The sequence below is a fragment of the Nocardia sp. NPDC019323 genome, assembly GCF_044389845.1.
Classification (GTDB): domain Bacteria; phylum Actinomycetota; class Actinomycetes; order Mycobacteriales; family Mycobacteriaceae; genus Nocardia; species Nocardia implantans.
The window spans coordinates 324,002-339,842 of the sequence record NZ_JBIRYN010000007.1 but is presented as its reverse complement, the minus strand read 5'-3'; the positions used below and the strand labels follow the sequence as shown (position 1 = coordinate 339,842).

The window sequence follows — 15,841 nt, the reverse complement described above, 5'->3', positions numbered from 1 at the left end:
GCTGCTCCGGCTGGCCGCCGCGGTCGGCGCGTGAGCGCTCGCTCAGTTCAACGCGACGACGGTCTCGGCCGCGGCGCGGGCGCGCGACAGCGCCTCCGGCACCGGAATCCGGCCCAGATACATCTCGGCGAGGATCGGGTCGACGGCGCGCAGCGCGGCCGAAAAGCCGGGGCCGCCACCGGATGAGATCCGCGGGCCGCGCAGGACGTCGAAGAACGGGGAGACGTCCACTCCCTTCCCGGCCCAGTAATCGCGGTAGCGCTGCTGTTCGGAGACAACCGCCGGGATGGTGGCGCCGCCCTCGGCCAGGTGGCGATTGCCCGCGCCGCTGCCGAGCCAGGCCAGCACCCGGCGCACCGCCTCCGGATGCCGGGTGGCCGCGTTACCGGCGACGCCGATCGCGTTGTTCGTGCTCACCCGCCCCGCCGGGCCCGCGGGCAGCAGAGCGACGCCCCATTCGAAGCGGGCCTGTGCTGCGATCTGCGCGAGAGTGAACGTCCCGGACTGCAACAGCGCCAGTTTTCCTTGTAGGAAAGCATTTTTCGCGAAATCGGGATTGGCGTTGGTGTCCGCGGGCGATGGCGCGAGCCCATCGGCGATCAACCGCACCACATAGTCGAACGCGGTGACGCCCTGCGGGCTGTCGAAGACGAAGTGACCGTCGTCGTTCTGGAAGCGGGCTCCGTTCGAGCCCAGATACGGCAGCTCGATGGACTGGAAGTCGTGACCGGCGTTGTACGCGTACGGCGCGACCGCCGCCAGCCCGCGCAGCAACGGGCGCAAGGTGTCCTCGCCACTCGGACTCCACCGCGCCGTGTTCAGCTCGGTGGGATCGATGTGCGCGGCAGCGAGCAGGGCGCGGTTGTAGTACACCGCGGTGCCTGCATCGACGAATTGCGGGACGGCCCACAGCTTCCCGGCGCGGGTGTACTGCGCGACCGCCGAGGGGTCCCACGCTGTCGCGGCATCGGGACCCAGCGTCGCCCCGATGTCGAGCAACCGGCCCGCGTCGGCGTAGTCCTCGTACAGATTGGTCAAGAACAGATCGTCGGCGGTGCCACCGGCCACGTCCAAGCGCAATTTCTGCTGGTAGGACGACCACGGCACCACCGTGATCCGCACCGCGACGTCCGGATTCGCCCGTTCGAACTCCGCGAGCGAGGCGCGGTAGGCGGGCACGAGACTCTCGTCCCAGATCCGCAAACCCACCACGGTGCGGCCGGACCCGTCGACGTCGCGGCCGAGCCACAGGGCCGCCGCGACCAGCAGTGCCGAAGCGAGCGCGAGGGCGAGCGCCACGCGGGTCGAGGTCCTCATTTGACTCCCGTCCACGCGATCGAGCGCAGCACCTGCCGCTGGCAGATCACGAACAGCACCACCAGCGGCGCGATGGCCAGCGTCGTGGCCGCCATCACCAGGGTCCACTGCGCGTTGTAGCGGGTCTGCAGATTCGCCGTCGCCACCGTCAGCACCTGCCACGAGCGCCCGCTGCCGGCGACCAGCGGCCACATGAAGTTGTTCCACTGCGAGACGATCGTGATGAGCGTCAAGGTCGCCAGCACCGGCCTGCTCATCGGCACCATGACGTGCACGATGATGTCGAGGGTGTTCGCGCCGTCCAGGCGCGCCGCGCCGATCAGCTCCTGCGGAATCGCGCGAAAGTACTGGCGCAGCAGGAAGATCGCGTACGGCGATCCGAACACGAACGGCAGCACCAGCGCCCAGAACGTGTTCAGCAACTCCAGCCGCGCGAACATCAGATACAGCGGGATCAGGGTCACCATCGGCGGCACCATCATGGTGCCCAGATACACCCAGAACAGCGCGTCGCGGCCCGGGAATTCGGTGCGCGCGAAGGCGTACGCCGCCAGCACCGACGTGACCAATTGCCCCCCGGTGACGAACACCGTCATCAGCGCGGTCACCAGCACCGCACGCCCGAACCCGTAGTCGAGCACGGTCCGGAAATTGTCCGCGGTGACCGGATGGGGGAGGGCCAGCGGTGACCCGGTGGCGAACTGCCCGGGTGTCTTCACGGCGGTGAGCGCGCTGAGCAGCAGGGGCGCCACGGTCAGCAGCGCTCCGGCCGAGAGCACCGCGTAGGCCGCCGCCGAACGCAGCCGATCAGATCTCATACGTGGTCCGATCCCGGAAGTAGCGGTGCTGCGCCACGGTGATCGCGAACATCACCGCGAACACCACGAGCGCCATGACGGCGGCGCGACCGGGACGCGCGGCGTCGAACGCTTCGGTGAAGATCCGCATCGCGAGCACATCGGTGCGGTCGCCCGGTCCGCCTCTGGTCAGCGCGTACACGGTGTCGAAGGTCTGGAACGCGGTCAGCACACCGGTGACCAGTACGAAGAACATCGTCGGGCGCAGCAGCGGCAGGATCAGCCAGCGGATCCGTCGCCAGCCCGTGGCGCCGTCCAGCGCTCCGGCGTCGAGGATCTCGCTCGGAATCGCGCGGATCCCGGCCACGAAGAACAGCGCCACGTATCCGAAGTTCGCCCACACGCTCACCGCGGCCACCGACGGCAGCGCCAGCGCCGGGTCCGACAGCCATTCGACGCGCCTGCCGAGCGCGGCGTTCACGGCGCCGCCGGTGGGAGCGAACATCCACTGCCAGACCACGCCGACCGCCACCGGCGCGCACATCCACGGCAACGCGTACATGACCCGCAGGCTCGTCGCGCCGCGCCGCCGGGCCAGCAACGCCGCGACCGCGAAACCCAGCACCGTCTGCGCGGGCACCACGATCGCGGTCAACGCCAGCGTCACCAGCATGGCGTGGCCGAAGGCGGCATCGCCGAGCACCGACCGCCAGTTGCGCAGCCCGACGAACTCCATCGGTCCCAACAGGTTCCAGCTGTGCAGACTGAGCCAGGCCACCACCAGAATCGGCAGCACGAGGAACGCGCCGACGCCGATCAGGCTCGGCAGCAAGAGAACATAGCTCGTCACGCCGCGACGAGCCCCACGCCGGTTCATGTGCTGCGACGTTACCGCCCTCGCCCGCCCCGGCACGGCGGGCGGGGGCCGGTCGTCAGTTGGTCGGACCGCCCGCCACGTAGATCACCTGGCCGGAAACGAAACCGGCGCCCTCGCTCACCAGGAACGAGGCGGTGTGCGCGATGTCCTCCGGCGTGCCGACGCGCTGCACCGGGATCTGCGCGGCGGCGGCCTTCTGGAAATCCTCGAAGGAGACGCCGACGCGCTCGGCGGTGGCGGCGGTCATGTCGGTGACGATGAAGCCGGGCGCGATGGCGTTGGCCGTGACGCCGAACTTGCCCAGCTCGAACGCCAGCGTCTTGGTGAAGCCCTGCAAACCGGCCTTCGCCGCCGAATAGTTCACCTGGCCGCGATTGCCCAGCGCCGAGGTGCTGGACATGTTGACGATCCGTCCCCACTTCTGTTCGACCATGTGCTTCTGCACCGCGCGGGTGAGCAGGAAGGCGCCGCGCAGATGCACGTTCAGCACCGCGTCCCAGTCGTCGACGCTCATCTTGAACAGCAAGTTGTCGCGCAGGATGCCGGCGTTGTTGACCACGACGGTCGGGGCGCCCAGTTCGCTCTCCAACTGCGCGACGGCGGCGGCGACCGACTCCTCGTCCGACACGTCGGCGCCGAGCGCGACGGCCCGCCCGCCCGCCTCGGTGATCGCGCCGACCGTGTCGGCGCAGGCGGCCGCGTCGAGGTCGAGAACCCCGACCCGAAGCCCGTCCGCCGCCAAACGCTTGGCGATGGCCGCGCCGATCCCTCGCGCGGCGCCGGACACTACTGCAACTCGCTCGCCCATGAGCGCGTCCCTTCGTCGATCGGATGTCGGATCGGATCAGTCATACCGCACCGCCCCGCATGGCCGGGGGCGGACAGGTCGCCGAATCGCCGCCGGGGAATCAGCGCAGACCTCGAGCGGAAGGCTTGCCCTGCTCTCGACCCGGATGCTTCGATCGGCACGTGACCGATCAGAACGAGGTTCCCCGTATCGTCAGCGCCAGCCGTGAGATCAACGCGGGTCAGGCGGAGATCTTCGAACTCATCGCCGACCCCGCCGAGCAGCCGCGCTGGGACGGCAACGACAACTTGGCCGAGGCAGCGGCGGGGCAGCGGGTGCGGGAAGCCGGAGCGGTGTTCAGCACCACCTTGACCAACGGGGCCGTGCGCGACAATCACGTGGTGGAGTTCACCGAGGGCAGCCGTATCGCGTGGCGTCCGTCGGAACCGGGAAAACAGCCGCCCGGTCACCTCTGGCGCTGGGAGCTGGAGCCGGCGGCCGAAGGCCGCACCCGGGTCACCCACACCTACGACTGGACGTCGCTCACCGACGAGAAGCGTCAGGTCCGCGCACGCGCGACCACCGCGGACAAACTGTCGGCCTCCCTCGACCGGCTCGCCGAACTGGCCGAGCGGCAAGCGGTTTCGCCGCGGCAGTAGTCCCGCCAGCGGTGGGCAGGAACCGGGACGGTCGCCGAATATCGTGGTCTCGGAACACGCACGCCGGACCGCCGCGCGGTCCTGCCCATTCCGCAGGGAGGACGCTATGAAGGCTTCGAGGATTCTGCTCTGTGCCGCTTCGTTCGTGGCGGCATCGGTCATCTCGGCGGCCACCGCTGGCATCGCCGCCGCGCAGCCGGTGGTGGACGTCGTGGCGGGCAAGAAGTGGATCGTGGTCAGCGTGACGCCCCAAGGCGGGGATCGCCCGGAGTGGTGCCGAGTGGATCCCTATTTCGGCACGCCCGAGACCGTCAGCCTCGAAGTCGCGCCTTCCGGCAATCTCTTCGTCGACAACGTCGCCCCCGGCCCGCACCGGGTGTCGGTGTGGTGCCCGAACGGGGGCGCGAGCACGCACGACGTGGTGGTTCAGGGCTGAGAGGCACGGCCGCGCGGGTGACCCGGCGACAGGACACATCGCCGCCCGGTACACCTCAGCGCGGTGCGGCCCCTCGGGACAGCAGCAAGCCGATGAGACCGGCTTCCTGCCCCTGAGCGGTCATCATGTCGCGGACCAGCTGCTCGAACCATGCCGCCGTTCAGCAGGCTGTCCGCCGCCTGCGGGCCGGTCGGCGACAGTCCGGTAACCTTGCCCCAATGACCTCGCCACGCCGTGGGAACAGGGGGCCGAAGGCGGCGGCCGGCAATCGAGCGGCCTTGATCCAAGCGGCGCGAGAGGTCTTCGCCGACAGCGGGTTCGACGCGCCGTTCAGCTCCATCGCGCGGGCCGCCGGGGTGGGGCAGGGCGTGCTCTACCGGCACTTCCCGACGCGCGAGAGCATCGCGCTCGCGGTGTTCGAGGAGAACATCGATGGCATCGAGGCGCTGGCGGCCGATCCCGCGGTGACCGTCGACGATCTGCTGGCGATCATGGTCGATCAGATCACCACCTCGGCGGCGTTCATCGCGATGATCCATCCCACCAACACCGACGACATGCGCCTGTTCGAGGTGGCGCGCAGGCTGATCACCCTCATCGGGGAGAAGCTGGAGGATCCGCGCCAGCGCGGCACGGTGAGTGCCGACATCACCACCACGGACGTGGTGCTGGCGTTGGCGATGCTGGCGGCCGTGCTGTCGAAGACCGACGCGCAGTCGAAGAAGGAGACCGCCCGGCAGGCATGGGCGTTGCTCGACCGCGCGCTGCACGACTGACGGCGCGGACGGGCCTGTCGCGTTTCACGCCGCGCGATCGATCGACGCCAGTGCGTCGGCGACGCGCTCGAGCGAACGGATCACGTGCAGAAGTCCATTGCCGAATTCGCGCTGCGCGAAATCTATTCCGGTTTCCGCCGACCAGCGAGCGAGCAACCGGTGTACCGTGGCGTCGGCGCCGCTGGTATGCGATTTCACCGCGGCGGCGTGTGCGTGTCGTTGTGCCGGATCGTGCACGGCGGCAATGCCTTCGGCGGTATGTGCGGCGGAGTCACCGATGATGTCCACCAGTTCGACGAGTTCGTCGGCCAGCCCGATCAAGTCGTGGATCTGGGCGATCTCGGCGGCGATCGCCATGTGGTCGATGCAGCAGCGCAGCAGGACGGCGAGCCGGCGCAGGTGCCGGGGCAGCGGGCCGACCGGCGCGCCAGGGGGGATGAGGCCGGCCAGGCGATGCCGGATGCTGAACGGATCGACCGGGGGAGTGCGGAACTCGGCGAGGACGATGGCGCCCGCGCGCAGATCGAAGGCGGTCGCGGTGAGCGGGTCGTCCGGATCGGCCCGGCTCGTAGACGTTCGCATACCTCTCCTGGGATCGTCGCCGAGACGCCGACTTGCCCATGCCGCCCCCTCGGTCGCCGGTGGAATCGTCGCGTCGCACACTGCCGACAGGCTATTGCTGACAGATAGCTCATGACTGTATGCCGGACCTGTCGATGATCCGGATAGTGTTGTCCGGTAGGTGATCAGTCTGAACCATTCGCGCGATGTCGTCAAGCCGTCGGCGCGTCGTGTCTCATGGCCGATCTGGCTGCCCGCAGAGCGGTGGATCAGGATGCAAGGTTCGAAATTGGCTGGTGTATCGGGCCATTGGGCAATTCTTCCGACGTAACGCGGTCGGGCTTCACGCGGTGCCGACGGTGCGCGGCCGTTTGTGTCCCCCTTGTCTCGCGGCGAGGAAGGTGATGTCGGACGGTGGGGTGTCCGGATCGGTAGGTGAATCGACCAGTTTGGCCAGTTGGTTGCCAGATGGTGATGCAGGTCACAATTCGACTCGTTCGAAGCGGCGTCATCGAATCCGCGTCCGCCTTAGTGTGTGTGCGGCAGAACCTTCCGGCGAGGGCGCGGCGACCCACTTCCACCCGCCGTCTCCGCTCACCGGATCCTTCGCTGGTTCGGCACGCGGCCGCCCGACGGCGGCGCGACTCGCTGATCGCTCTGGCCGGCGCGATGGCTGGTACCCCATCGCAGTCGGTGTCCGCGGCCGGACCTGTCGGTACTTTCGTTGGTGCTACCGGGATGGGAACCATGGCTGTACGATCCGTCGATTACGTTGACCGAGGCGCCCCAGCATCGCGCTCCTTCACGCAATGGCGAGCCCAGGCTCGCCGGTGCCCACATCGGTACCGCCTGGCGGTGGTCGCCCCCGATATCGCGGACGTCGTGCGCTGGACCGGCGGGTGGCTGTTCGATCGAACCGTCGCGGGCTGGGAGGTCACCGTGCTCATGGCCGAGCGCGCGGATACCCGCCCGCTGCGCATCCTGGGGGCCGCGGTGCTCGACCTCGAGCAGTTCTCGGCCGCGCCGGTGCGGGAGACCTGGCCGCAGGCGGTCGCCGTCGCCGCCGAAGCGTATCGGTCCGACGGCAGGGTCCGGGACGGCGTGCTCGACTGTCTCGACCGCGGGCTCACCGAGGTGACGATGTGGGGAGAGGATCTTCCCGCCGAACTCGACCGTCGGGTCGGCACGGTGCAACACCGCGTCAGCTCGGCCGGCCGGGCGTTCAAGACGTGCGCGCTACGAGCCGCGGGGCTCGCCACCGACACGGCCGGCCCCATCGAGGTGTTCCGGACCGCGATGACAGCGCGGACACACCCCGGCTACGGCGTCGACCTCGTGCCCGCCGGGTGATCTGCTCGCGTGCCCGCTCGGCTGATCGTCACGTCGCCGTGCCGGACGTGTACCCACGTCAGGGGGCGCGGTAGGCCGCCGGGCAGTAGCGGCCGGTTGTCGAACCGTGGCCGTCCGACTTCTCGGGACCGGCGCGCGGAGGCCGGTCCCGCGTATGGCGACCTCAGACGCAGAAGCTGACGCTTACCGGACCCAGCGGAATGTTGAGGCAGACCGCGACCGACCCGAGGGCGTTCGTCGTCGGCGCGGGTGACGCCGGTGCGGCCGAGGCCGCCGGGGCGAAGAGGGCGCCGATGGTCAGCGTGAGAGCGGTGGCGGCGATCGCTTGCGTGGCTTTGGTGATCATCGTGATGTTCCTTGGCTGAGCGATTGGGCGATCCGAAACCCGACCCGGCGACGACGATCCGAGTCCGGGGTGACTCTGCTCAGATCATCCGCTTATGAGGTGGTGGGGACAAGTGCTCGCGCGACGACCGAACGGCGGGCGAGGTCACGACGGGAAGTGGATCACCTGGTTGGAGAACAGCGCGTCGGGGTTGGTGATGTGATTCGCCGCTGCGACGACTCCCACTCTGGTGTCCAGGTCCCCGGGGCCGTACACGTCCTCGCACAGCGTGCGCAGTGTGTCGCCCGCGATGGCGTGACGGCGGTTCAGGCCGGGCACGATGAGCACGTGCCCTGGATCCGGTTCGGCGCCCTCGGGCAGGTGGTTGGCCCGTTCGATCATCAGGGCGAGGTGCGCGTCGCCGTACCAGCGCTCGGCGAGGATCGCGAGGCTTTCGCCTTCGACCACCGTGTGGTGACCGACATCGGCCAGCTCCGGCATGTGCAACCACGCGCCGCGCTGGATCGCCCGTTGCGCCACACCGTTGACGACTTCCCAGATGAGCTGGGTGCCGGTGTCCTCGGTTCCGTAGTAGCGCTGGGTGATCTGCTTGCGCGCCGCGGTCGAGTCGGTGGTGGTGACGAGATGCCGCCGCGTGATGTAGGGGATCAGGAGTTGCTGTCCCACGTCGATCGCATTGGGATCGGCGAGATGGTTCTGGCGTGCGATCGCCGGGAACAGGCTGCTGTCTCCGTATTCCCGGTGCGCGATCGCGGAAAGGGTGTCGCCGGGTTGTACTTCGTACTTCTTCATCTCTTCGGCCTTTCTGGAAGTGCCGACGGCCGGCGGCGTGTACCTCGATTCCGATTGTCTCCACCGCGCGCCTGCCGTCCACGAACGGTTGTCGCGCTACCGAATGCTCGTCGCGTTCGGCGGCGGGATCGTGCGTAGACGACTACTCGTTTTCGGCGGCTCTCCCTTCCGCTGCGCCGGGCGGCGTGCCGGGTACCCGGATGCTCGCGCGGATACGCGGGCCGGGTCGCTCAGCCGGTGCGGGGCTCGGACGGCGGATCACGGCGTGTCCGTGCCGGGGAGCCAGCTGTGACCTGGGCGGGTCCATTGCCGGTCCTTGATCATGCGGCGGGCGGCTCGCTTGTTGCGTCCGATGAGGCGTTCGAGATAGAGCAGGCCGCCGAGATGATCGGTTTCGTGCTGAAGGCAGCGGGCGAGGTAGCCGGTGGCCTCTACGGTGACGGAGCGACCGGTCACGTCGACGCCGGTGACCTCGGCCCGGTGCGCTCGCCCGGTGGGGTACCACTCGCCCGGTACCGACAGGCATCCCTCCACGTCGTCGTCGGGGTCCGGCATCGTCTCCGGGATCGGGGATGTCCGCAGGACCGGATTGATCACGTGCCCGCGGTGCCGCCGGCCCCCGTCGACGAGGTCGTAGACGAACACCGCTCGTGGGTCTCCTACTTGGTTCGCGGCCAAGCCCGCGCCGTTGGCCGCGGTGTTGGTGTCGAACAGGTCGCCGATGAAGGCGGCGAGGTCGTCGTCGAAAACGGTGACGGGGACCGCGGGCGTGGTCAGTCGCGGATCGCCCGCGATGAGGATCGGTCGAACAGCCATAACCGGCAGGGTACTCAAATGCGAGTAGTCGTGTCAGACTAGATCGGTGAACGAGACCCGGTTGTTCGTCCTCGCCGCCCTCGCCAAACGCGGTCCGATGCACGGACATCAGCTGCGCCGCGATGCTCGCCTCGACCGTGCCGACCTGTGGTCACGGGTCAAGCCGGGGTCTCTCTACGGCGCCCTGCACCGGATGGCGGGCGAGGGATTGATCCGGCCGCTGCGCACCGAGCAGGACGGCGCGCTTCCCGCTCGCACCGTCTACGAGATCACCGCCGAAGGGCGCAGGGAACTGCGCGCCCTGCGTGACGAAGCCTTCACCGAAGTCGACATCCGGCCCGACCCGGTGGATCTCGCGTTGGCGGTCAGCGACGACCTCGACCGCGAACTGCTGCGCGGATACCTCGAAGACCGCCTCGCCGCACTGCGGGCGCGACGCTCCAGGATCGAGCATCAGCTCGACCGCCGCTGGCCCGACCAGACCATGGCCGACGACCTCATCGTGGAACATGCCACCATGCGGATGGAAGCCGAAATAGCCTGGCACGAACGGGTTCTCGGCGATATAGACAAGCTCGACGCACGTCGCTCCTGACGGTGGCGCACGTGGTCGCGCGTGGCGATGTTCGTGCGGCGAGAAGCGGTCGGCGACAGGTGTTCGCGTAAGCGGTGACCGGACAGTTCTTTTCGATCGTGTGAAGAAGCTCCGCGGCTGATTCGACGGCTGCGGGCCGGGTAGCACCAAGACGTGGCGCGAAGAGCCACAGTCGGTTTCATCCGCTACCGAAAGGAGCAAGTGATGGCAGACCAGAACAACCCGGGCCAGTTCGGCAACCGTTCCGACACCGAGGAACAGGCGCGTCGCGGCGGCCAGGCCAGCACCGGCAGCTTCGGCGATCGTCACTCCGCCGATCCGAGCGAGGCCGGCCGCAAGGGCGCCGAAGCGCAGCCCAACGAAGCGAAGGTGCGTGGCGGACAGCACAGCCACAGCGGTCGCTGACCGCGACCGAACACGGGCCGGGCGGTACAACCGCCCGGCCCGTTTCGTTGTGCCGGGAACTCTTCGGTCGCGCTGGGGGACAGCGCGGGCGCTGCTGCTGCTATGTGACTAGTAATTAGCAGAGAAAAGGTCGACCGATGGGCCCTGTTTTCCTGCCGTCTCGTCGGAGATCAGCCCGGAGCCGGCTTGCTGGACCTGCGTCCGACTGCATCGAACATGCTGATCATGCACGCGAACTGGGTGATCCGGCTGGTTGTGCGCCGTGGTGTGATCGGTACCGCGAAGTTGCGGAAAAGTAAGGACAACTGGCCGTGTTGCTTGCTAAGTTAATGACTGTTCTTATCGCTGCGACGGCGATGAACGAGTGTCGCCGGCCTTTCGTCGCATCATCACGGCGGCGCTCGGCTCAATGAGGAGTGGCGCAGACATGGATGGATTCAGCAGGCGCGACGCGTTGAAGGCCGGTGGGGTGCTCGGCGCGTTCGGCGCCCTGGCCATGGTGACCCCGGCACGCGCGGAGCCGTGGACGTGGTCGCCGCAGGGTTCGGTGGCGGGCTACGGCGAAGGAGCCGACCCGCTCACCGTCTGGGATCCGGAGGCGGATCAGTTGGTCGCCTCCGTGATCGACCGGGGGGAAGTGCCGAGGGTCAACGAGTTGTTGCGCACCTGGACCACGAACGGTCAGCCTCTGCCGGACGGGTTGCCGGCGGATCTGCGCGACTTCATGGAGTACGCGCGTCAGCTGCCGCAGTGGGCCGATCGCGGCAAGCTGGCCACCGCCGTCGATTTCAACAAGAAGCGCGGGCTGTACCTCGGCGTGCTCTACGGGCTGGCCAGCGGCATGATGAGCACGGTCATTCCCAAGGAGGCGCGGGCGGTCTACTACTCCAAGGGCGGTCACGACCTGAAGGACCGCATCTTGAAGACCGCCAAACTCGGTTACGACATCGGGACCGCGAATGCCTATGGTCCCGACGGCGAGATGGTCGTGACCTGTGTGAAGACCCGGCTGGTCCATGCCGCCGTGCGTCACCTGCTGCCGCAGTCGCCGCACTGGGTGTCCTCCGCCGAGGAGGACATTCCGATCAGTCAGAACGACATGATGGTCACCTGGCACAGCCTGCCGACCACCGTGATGAAGCATCTGACCGCGTGGCAGGTGCCGATCCCGCCCGCCGAGTCGGAGGCGTTCCTGCATTCCTGGCAGGTGGGCGCGCACATGCTCGGCATCAAGGATGAGTACATACCCAACTCGTGGGCGGAGGCGAACTCGCAGGCCGCGCAGGTGCTGGATCCGATCTTGGCGCCGACCCCGGAGGGCGCCAAACTGGCCGACCGGCTGCTGCGGCTCGGGGCCAACCTCGACTTCACCGTCCTCACCAAGCCGGTGCTCGGCGCCTTCACTCGCTTCCTGCTCGGCGACCGGATCGCCGACGGGCTTGCCATCGCCAGGGAGCCGGTCTGGGACCCGCTGCTGCGGGTGAGCTGGGGGCCGTTCATCGCCGTGCGCGAAGGCCTGCTGCCCGTGGTGCCGCTCGCGCCGGACGCCTACTGGCTGTTCGACGAATTCCTCCGCAGGGCGGCGCTGCTGTATCTGGCGGAACTGCGGATGCCGATCAGCATCGAGATCCCGACCATGAATCGAGACATGAGCCAGCCGCCGCGCTGAGTCGCCGGACGCCGATGCGCTCCCTCTGGAGTGCATCGGCAGTAGCTGGTAAGTTACTCGTTATTCTTTGTAGTACATTGCCGAGGTGGGTGACACCTCTCCGCAGGGGCCGGTCCCACGGCCGCCGATCGGGAAGTGAACAGCGCCTCCCACTCTAAGTTATGAGGAGTTCCGCAACGTGAGCCATAGGATGTCCGGTCCGGCGCATGGCTCGACCGCCTTGCGATCGATGTCCAAGGGTGGCGCGGAGCAGGCCGGACGGACAGTGCGGTCAGCATGACGAACCCGCAGCATATCCGACACATTCATATCGAATCCGGCGCGTTGGTCCTGGACTACCGGGCATGCGCGGAACAGGCCAGGAGCGTGGCCGCCGACTTGGCGCACAGCCACCCGGAGCTGATCGTCACGATCGATGACGACGTCCACGTCGAGTTGCCGGAGCTGCCCTGCGGCGGTCTGTGGCGGTGATCGGGTTCCCGGGAAGGTCGATCTCGCCGGCCGCGGTCGGCCGGAGTCGCTGCCTACGCGCATTCGCGTAGACGACGGCGATCGGCTGCGTCGGTTGTCGTAGCCGCTCGCGCATCCGGGGCGCGGCGCGGGAGCGCGCGAATGCCGTACGCTCACGGCATGGGTCAGCAGGCGGCGTCACGACGGCTGTCCGCCTGGTTGTCACGTCGGCCCGCCTGGTTCCCCGATGTCCTGCTGGCGCTGTTCGTCACCGTGATCCAGGTGCAGAGCGCCGCGATACCGGTGCCGCTGGAACCGGCCTACACGCCGGTGACGGGTTTCGGCTATGTGCTGCTGATCGCCAGCGGTCTGGCCGTCGCGGCGCGACGCCGGCAGCCGGTCGCGGTCTTCGCGGTCACGGCGGTGGCCAGCCTGATCTATTTCGGTCTCGGCTTCCCCGACCGGCTTTCATATCTCGGGCTCTTCGTCGCCTTGTACACCCTGGCCGCCTACGGCGACGGGCGGCGGTCGCTGATGGTCGCGGGCGCGGGCATCACGGTGCTGTCCGTCGGCTGGTTGATCGCCGCGGCGGATGTCGAGCCGCTCGTGGCCATCGGGTGGGTGTTCTTCCGGATCGGCGCCTCCGTGATCAGCACGATCCTCGGCGAATCCGTCCGATCCCGCCGGGTCATCGCCGCCGACGCGCAGGAACGCGCCGAACTCGCCGAGCGCTCCCGCGACGAGGAGGCCAGGGCGCGGGTCGACGCCGAACGGCTGCGGATCGCCCGCGAAGTGCACGACACCGTCGCCCACGCGATCGCCATCATCAACGTGCAATCCGGTGTCACCGCACACGTGCTCGACAAGCGACCGGAACAGGCCAGGGAAGCCTTGCGCACCATCGAGCAGACCAGCTCGCGGGCGCTGCGGGAGATGCGCGCGATCCTCGGTGTACTCCGCGACGGCGACGAGCGCGAACCGTACCCCGGGCTCGGCCAGATCGATGAACTCGTCGGCAAGGCCCGCGAAGCCGGGCTCGACATCGCTTTCCAGCAGACCGCCCCGGTGACGCCGCTGCCGAGCGCGGTGGGCAGCGCCGCGTACCGCATCGTGCAGGAATCGATCACCAACGTGATCCGGCATGTCGGCCCGACCAGGGTGACGGTGGCGCTCGAACCCGGCATCGACGCCGTGCGGATCCGTGTGGTCGACGAGGGCCGTCGCGACGCCGCCGGGGCACGGACCGACAGCGCGGGCACACCCGGACGCGGCATCGCCGGGATGCGCGAACGCTGCCGGTTGCTCGGCGGTGAACTCGACGCGACACCGCGTCCGGAGGGCGGGTTCGAGGTCACCGCCCGCCTGCCCCTGACACCGGTCGGAACGCGCTTGTGAACTCGACACCGCCGATCAAAGTCCTGCTCGCCGACGACGAACGCCTGGTCCGTTCCGGCTTCAAGGTGCTGCTCGACCTGGAAGACGACATCACGGTGGTCGGTGAGGCCACCACCGGTGCCGAGGCCGTCGAACTCGCCCGCGCCACCCGCCCCGACGTCGTCCTGATGGACATCCGCATGCCACGGCTGGACGGCATCCGCGCCACCGCGCAGATCGCCGAGGCCGGCGGGATGGAGCGTGTGAAGGTGCTCATCCTCACCACCTACGACACCGACGAGAACGTCTTCGACGCGTTGCAGGCGGGGGCGAGCGGGTTCTTGCTCAAGGACGCGGGCCCGGCCGAACTCTTGCACGCCATCCGGGTGATCGCCGCGGGTGACGCACTGCTCGCGCCCCGGATCACCCGGCGGCTCATCGGCCAGTTCACCGCGCGGCGGCGGGCGGCCAAGTCCGCCGAGGACCGGCTCGCCGTGCTGACCGACCGCGAGCGCGAAGTACTGGCGCTGGTGGGGGAGGGCATGAGCAACGACGAGATCGGCGCCGCGTTGTTCCTCAGTCCCGCCACCGCGCGCACCCATGTGAGCCGCGCGATGGTGAAACTGGGTGCGCGCGACCGCGCGCAGCTGGTCGTGATCGCCTACCAGACCGGTCTGGTGGGGTTCTCCTCGTAGTGATCGGGTCCGCGACGCCACGGGATCGCGGCATCCTGCGAATCCCGGTGCCGCACAATGCCGTAGACCTCCGTGATCGACTACGACGACCGGCGCAGCCGAGCGGCGTTCTCGTACGCGCGTTCACGTAGACGGTGACTCCTGTCGCCGGAAGCCGAGTGAGCCAGGACGGCGCGACCATCGACGCATGATTCTGGATCCCGAACTCGAGGCCGCTGTCTCGTTCTTCCCCCCTGCCGATCTGAGCGACCCCGCCATCGCCCGGAAGCATCTCGCCGAGTTGGCCGCCGCGATCCCGGTGCCGGACATCGCGGGCATGTCGGTCGAAAACCGCACGGTGCCGGGCGATGCCGAGGTGCCGATACGGATATACCGGCCGGCCAGGGCCGAGGGCGGCGCCCTCATCTGGCTGCACGGCGGCGGATTCGTCATGGGCGACCTGGACACCGAACATCCGTGGGCCACGCTGCTGGCGGACGACTCCGGCGTGACGGTGATCTCGGTCGGCTACCGCCTGGCTCCCGAGCATCCGTTCCCCGCCGCGCCCGACGACGTCTACGCCGTGCTGACCTGGACCGCCGAGCACGCGACCGAACTCGACATCGACCCGGCGCGGATCGCGATCGGCGGGCACAGCGCGGGCGCTGGGCTCGCGACCGCGGTCGCGCTGCGGGCCCGGGACGAGCAAGGGCCGCCGATCCGCTTCCAACTGCTCAACCAACCCGTCCTCGACGATCGTCAGCTGGCGTGGTCGGCGCGCAATTTCACCGATACCCCCTTCGTGACCCGGGCGAAAGTGGCCCAGATGTGGCAGCACTACCTGGCCGGCGCGCCCGCGACGCCGTATGCCGCACCGGCGCGCGCCACGGATCTGTCCGGCCTGCCGCCCGCCTACATCGCCACCGCCGAGTACTGCCCGAACCGCGACGAGGACATCGAGTACGCGCTGCGCCTGCTGCGAGCGGGCGTGCCGGTGGAGCTGCACCAGTGGCCCGGCACGTTCCACGGATCGCAGGCGATCCGGTCCGCCGACGTGTCCCGGCGCCAGAGCGCCGAATTCGCCGCCGTGCTCCGCCGCGCGCTGGTTCCGGCGCCCGGCTCGAAAACGGCGTAGGCGCAGAGCGATCGGTCGAGAGGAG

At 68.7% G+C, this 15,841-nt stretch carries 19 protein-coding genes; 11 read left to right on the top strand and 8 right to left on the bottom strand.

The genetic code is table 11. From position 1 onward, the window contains the following. Positions 1–42: 42 nt before the first annotated feature. Genes ACH49X_RS25675 through fabG form a run of 4 tightly spaced genes read right to left on the bottom strand, consistent with a single transcriptional unit; the run spans position 43 to position 3,799 of the window. On the bottom strand, positions 43–1,317 hold the full coding sequence (locus ACH49X_RS25675; protein WP_195081490.1) for a sugar ABC transporter substrate-binding protein: 1,275 nt from the start codon (positions 1,315–1,317) through the stop codon (positions 43–45). Continuing rightward, a complete protein-coding gene (locus ACH49X_RS25670) occupies positions 1,314–2,135 on the bottom strand; it encodes a carbohydrate ABC transporter permease (RefSeq protein WP_195081491.1) in 822 nt (273 codons plus the stop codon). The genes ACH49X_RS25675 and ACH49X_RS25670 overlap by 4 nt, the downstream gene beginning before the upstream one ends. Beyond that, entirely contained in the window at positions 2,125–2,991 is an 867-nt protein-coding gene (locus ACH49X_RS25665; protein WP_195081492.1) for a carbohydrate ABC transporter permease, read from the bottom strand. The genes ACH49X_RS25670 and ACH49X_RS25665 overlap by 11 nt, the downstream gene beginning before the upstream one ends. Positions 2,992–3,046: 55 nt before the next feature. Then, positions 3,047–3,799, bottom strand: coding sequence for a 3-oxoacyl-ACP reductase FabG (gene fabG / locus ACH49X_RS25660; protein WP_195081493.1), 753 nt, complete (start codon positions 3,797–3,799; stop codon positions 3,047–3,049). A 161-nt stretch (positions 3,800–3,960) separates the two neighbouring features. Between fabG and ACH49X_RS25655 the strand changes: the two genes are divergently transcribed. From ACH49X_RS25655 to ACH49X_RS25645, 3 genes are all read left to right on the top strand, one after another. Next, on the top strand, positions 3,961–4,437 hold the full coding sequence (locus ACH49X_RS25655) for an SRPBCC family protein (RefSeq protein ID WP_195081494.1): 477 nt from the start codon (positions 3,961–3,963) through the stop codon (positions 4,435–4,437). A gap of 106 nt (positions 4,438–4,543) precedes the next feature. Next, on the top strand, positions 4,544–4,873 hold the full coding sequence (locus ACH49X_RS25650; RefSeq protein ID WP_357106085.1) for a hypothetical protein: 330 nt from the start codon (positions 4,544–4,546) through the stop codon (positions 4,871–4,873). A gap of 218 nt (positions 4,874–5,091) precedes the next feature. Then, a complete protein-coding gene (locus tag ACH49X_RS25645; RefSeq protein ID WP_357106088.1) occupies positions 5,092–5,649 on the top strand; it encodes a helix-turn-helix domain-containing protein in 558 nt (185 codons plus the stop codon). Between the two features lie 24 nt (positions 5,650–5,673). On the opposite strand, the gene ACH49X_RS25640 is transcribed toward ACH49X_RS25645, so the two are convergent. Continuing rightward, positions 5,674–6,231 (bottom strand): hypothetical protein, encoded by a 558-nt coding sequence (locus tag ACH49X_RS25640; RefSeq protein WP_195081497.1) that lies wholly within the window; start codon positions 6,229–6,231, stop codon positions 5,674–5,676. Positions 6,232–7,065: 834 nt separating this feature from the next. On the opposite strand from ACH49X_RS25640, the gene ACH49X_RS25635 reads away from it, so the two are divergent. Continuing rightward, complete coding sequence (locus ACH49X_RS25635; RefSeq protein WP_357206450.1) at positions 7,066–7,560, top strand: hypothetical protein; 495 nt, start codon at positions 7,066–7,068, stop codon at positions 7,558–7,560. Between the two features lie 163 nt (positions 7,561–7,723). Here the strand turns inward: ACH49X_RS25635 and ACH49X_RS25630 are convergent, their stop codons facing one another. From ACH49X_RS25630 to ACH49X_RS25620, 3 genes are all read right to left on the bottom strand, one after another. Continuing rightward, positions 7,724–7,906, bottom strand: coding sequence for a hypothetical protein (locus ACH49X_RS25630; RefSeq protein ID WP_195081499.1), 183 nt, complete (start codon positions 7,904–7,906; stop codon positions 7,724–7,726). A 144-nt stretch (positions 7,907–8,050) separates the two neighbouring features. Continuing rightward, positions 8,051–8,698 carry a LysM peptidoglycan-binding domain-containing protein gene (locus ACH49X_RS25625; protein WP_195081500.1) on the bottom strand — a complete coding sequence of 216 codons (648 nt, stop codon included), beginning with the start codon at positions 8,696–8,698 and terminating at the stop codon, positions 8,051–8,053. A gap of 258 nt (positions 8,699–8,956) precedes the next feature. After that, the gene (locus ACH49X_RS25620; RefSeq protein WP_357206448.1) at positions 8,957–9,514 is read right to left on the bottom strand and encodes a peptide deformylase; all 558 of its coding nucleotides are present in this window, start codon (positions 9,512–9,514) and stop codon (positions 8,957–8,959) included. A gap of 46 nt (positions 9,515–9,560) precedes the next feature. Between ACH49X_RS25620 and ACH49X_RS25615 the strand changes: the two genes are divergently transcribed. The 7 genes from ACH49X_RS25615 (at position 9,561) to ACH49X_RS25585 (ending at position 15,816) form a co-directional block, all read left to right on the top strand. Continuing rightward, positions 9,561–10,109 (top strand): PadR family transcriptional regulator, encoded by a 549-nt coding sequence (locus ACH49X_RS25615; RefSeq protein ID WP_195081502.1) that lies wholly within the window; start codon positions 9,561–9,563, stop codon positions 10,107–10,109. 204 nt (positions 10,110–10,313) lie between these two features. After that, complete coding sequence (locus ACH49X_RS25610) at positions 10,314–10,514, top strand: hypothetical protein (RefSeq protein WP_195081503.1); 201 nt, start codon at positions 10,314–10,316, stop codon at positions 10,512–10,514. Between the two features lie 427 nt (positions 10,515–10,941). Further along, entirely contained in the window at positions 10,942–12,183 is a 1,242-nt protein-coding gene (locus tag ACH49X_RS25605; RefSeq protein ID WP_357106100.1) for an oxygenase MpaB family protein, read from the top strand. Positions 12,184–12,459: 276 nt separating this feature from the next. After that, a complete protein-coding gene (locus tag ACH49X_RS25600; protein WP_195081505.1) occupies positions 12,460–12,654 on the top strand; it encodes a hypothetical protein in 195 nt (64 codons plus the stop codon). Positions 12,655–12,813: 159 nt separating this feature from the next. After that, complete coding sequence (locus ACH49X_RS25595; RefSeq protein ID WP_195081506.1) at positions 12,814–14,028, top strand: sensor histidine kinase; 1,215 nt, start codon at positions 12,814–12,816, stop codon at positions 14,026–14,028. After that, the gene (locus ACH49X_RS25590; protein WP_195081507.1) at positions 14,025–14,702 is read left to right on the top strand and encodes a response regulator; all 678 of its coding nucleotides are present in this window, start codon (positions 14,025–14,027) and stop codon (positions 14,700–14,702) included. Before ACH49X_RS25595 ends, ACH49X_RS25590 begins: the two co-directional genes overlap by 4 nt. Before the next feature lie 187 nt (positions 14,703–14,889). Next, positions 14,890–15,816, top strand: coding sequence for an alpha/beta hydrolase (locus ACH49X_RS25585; RefSeq protein WP_357206446.1), 927 nt, complete (start codon positions 14,890–14,892; stop codon positions 15,814–15,816). Positions 15,817–15,841: the final 25 nt, after the last annotated feature.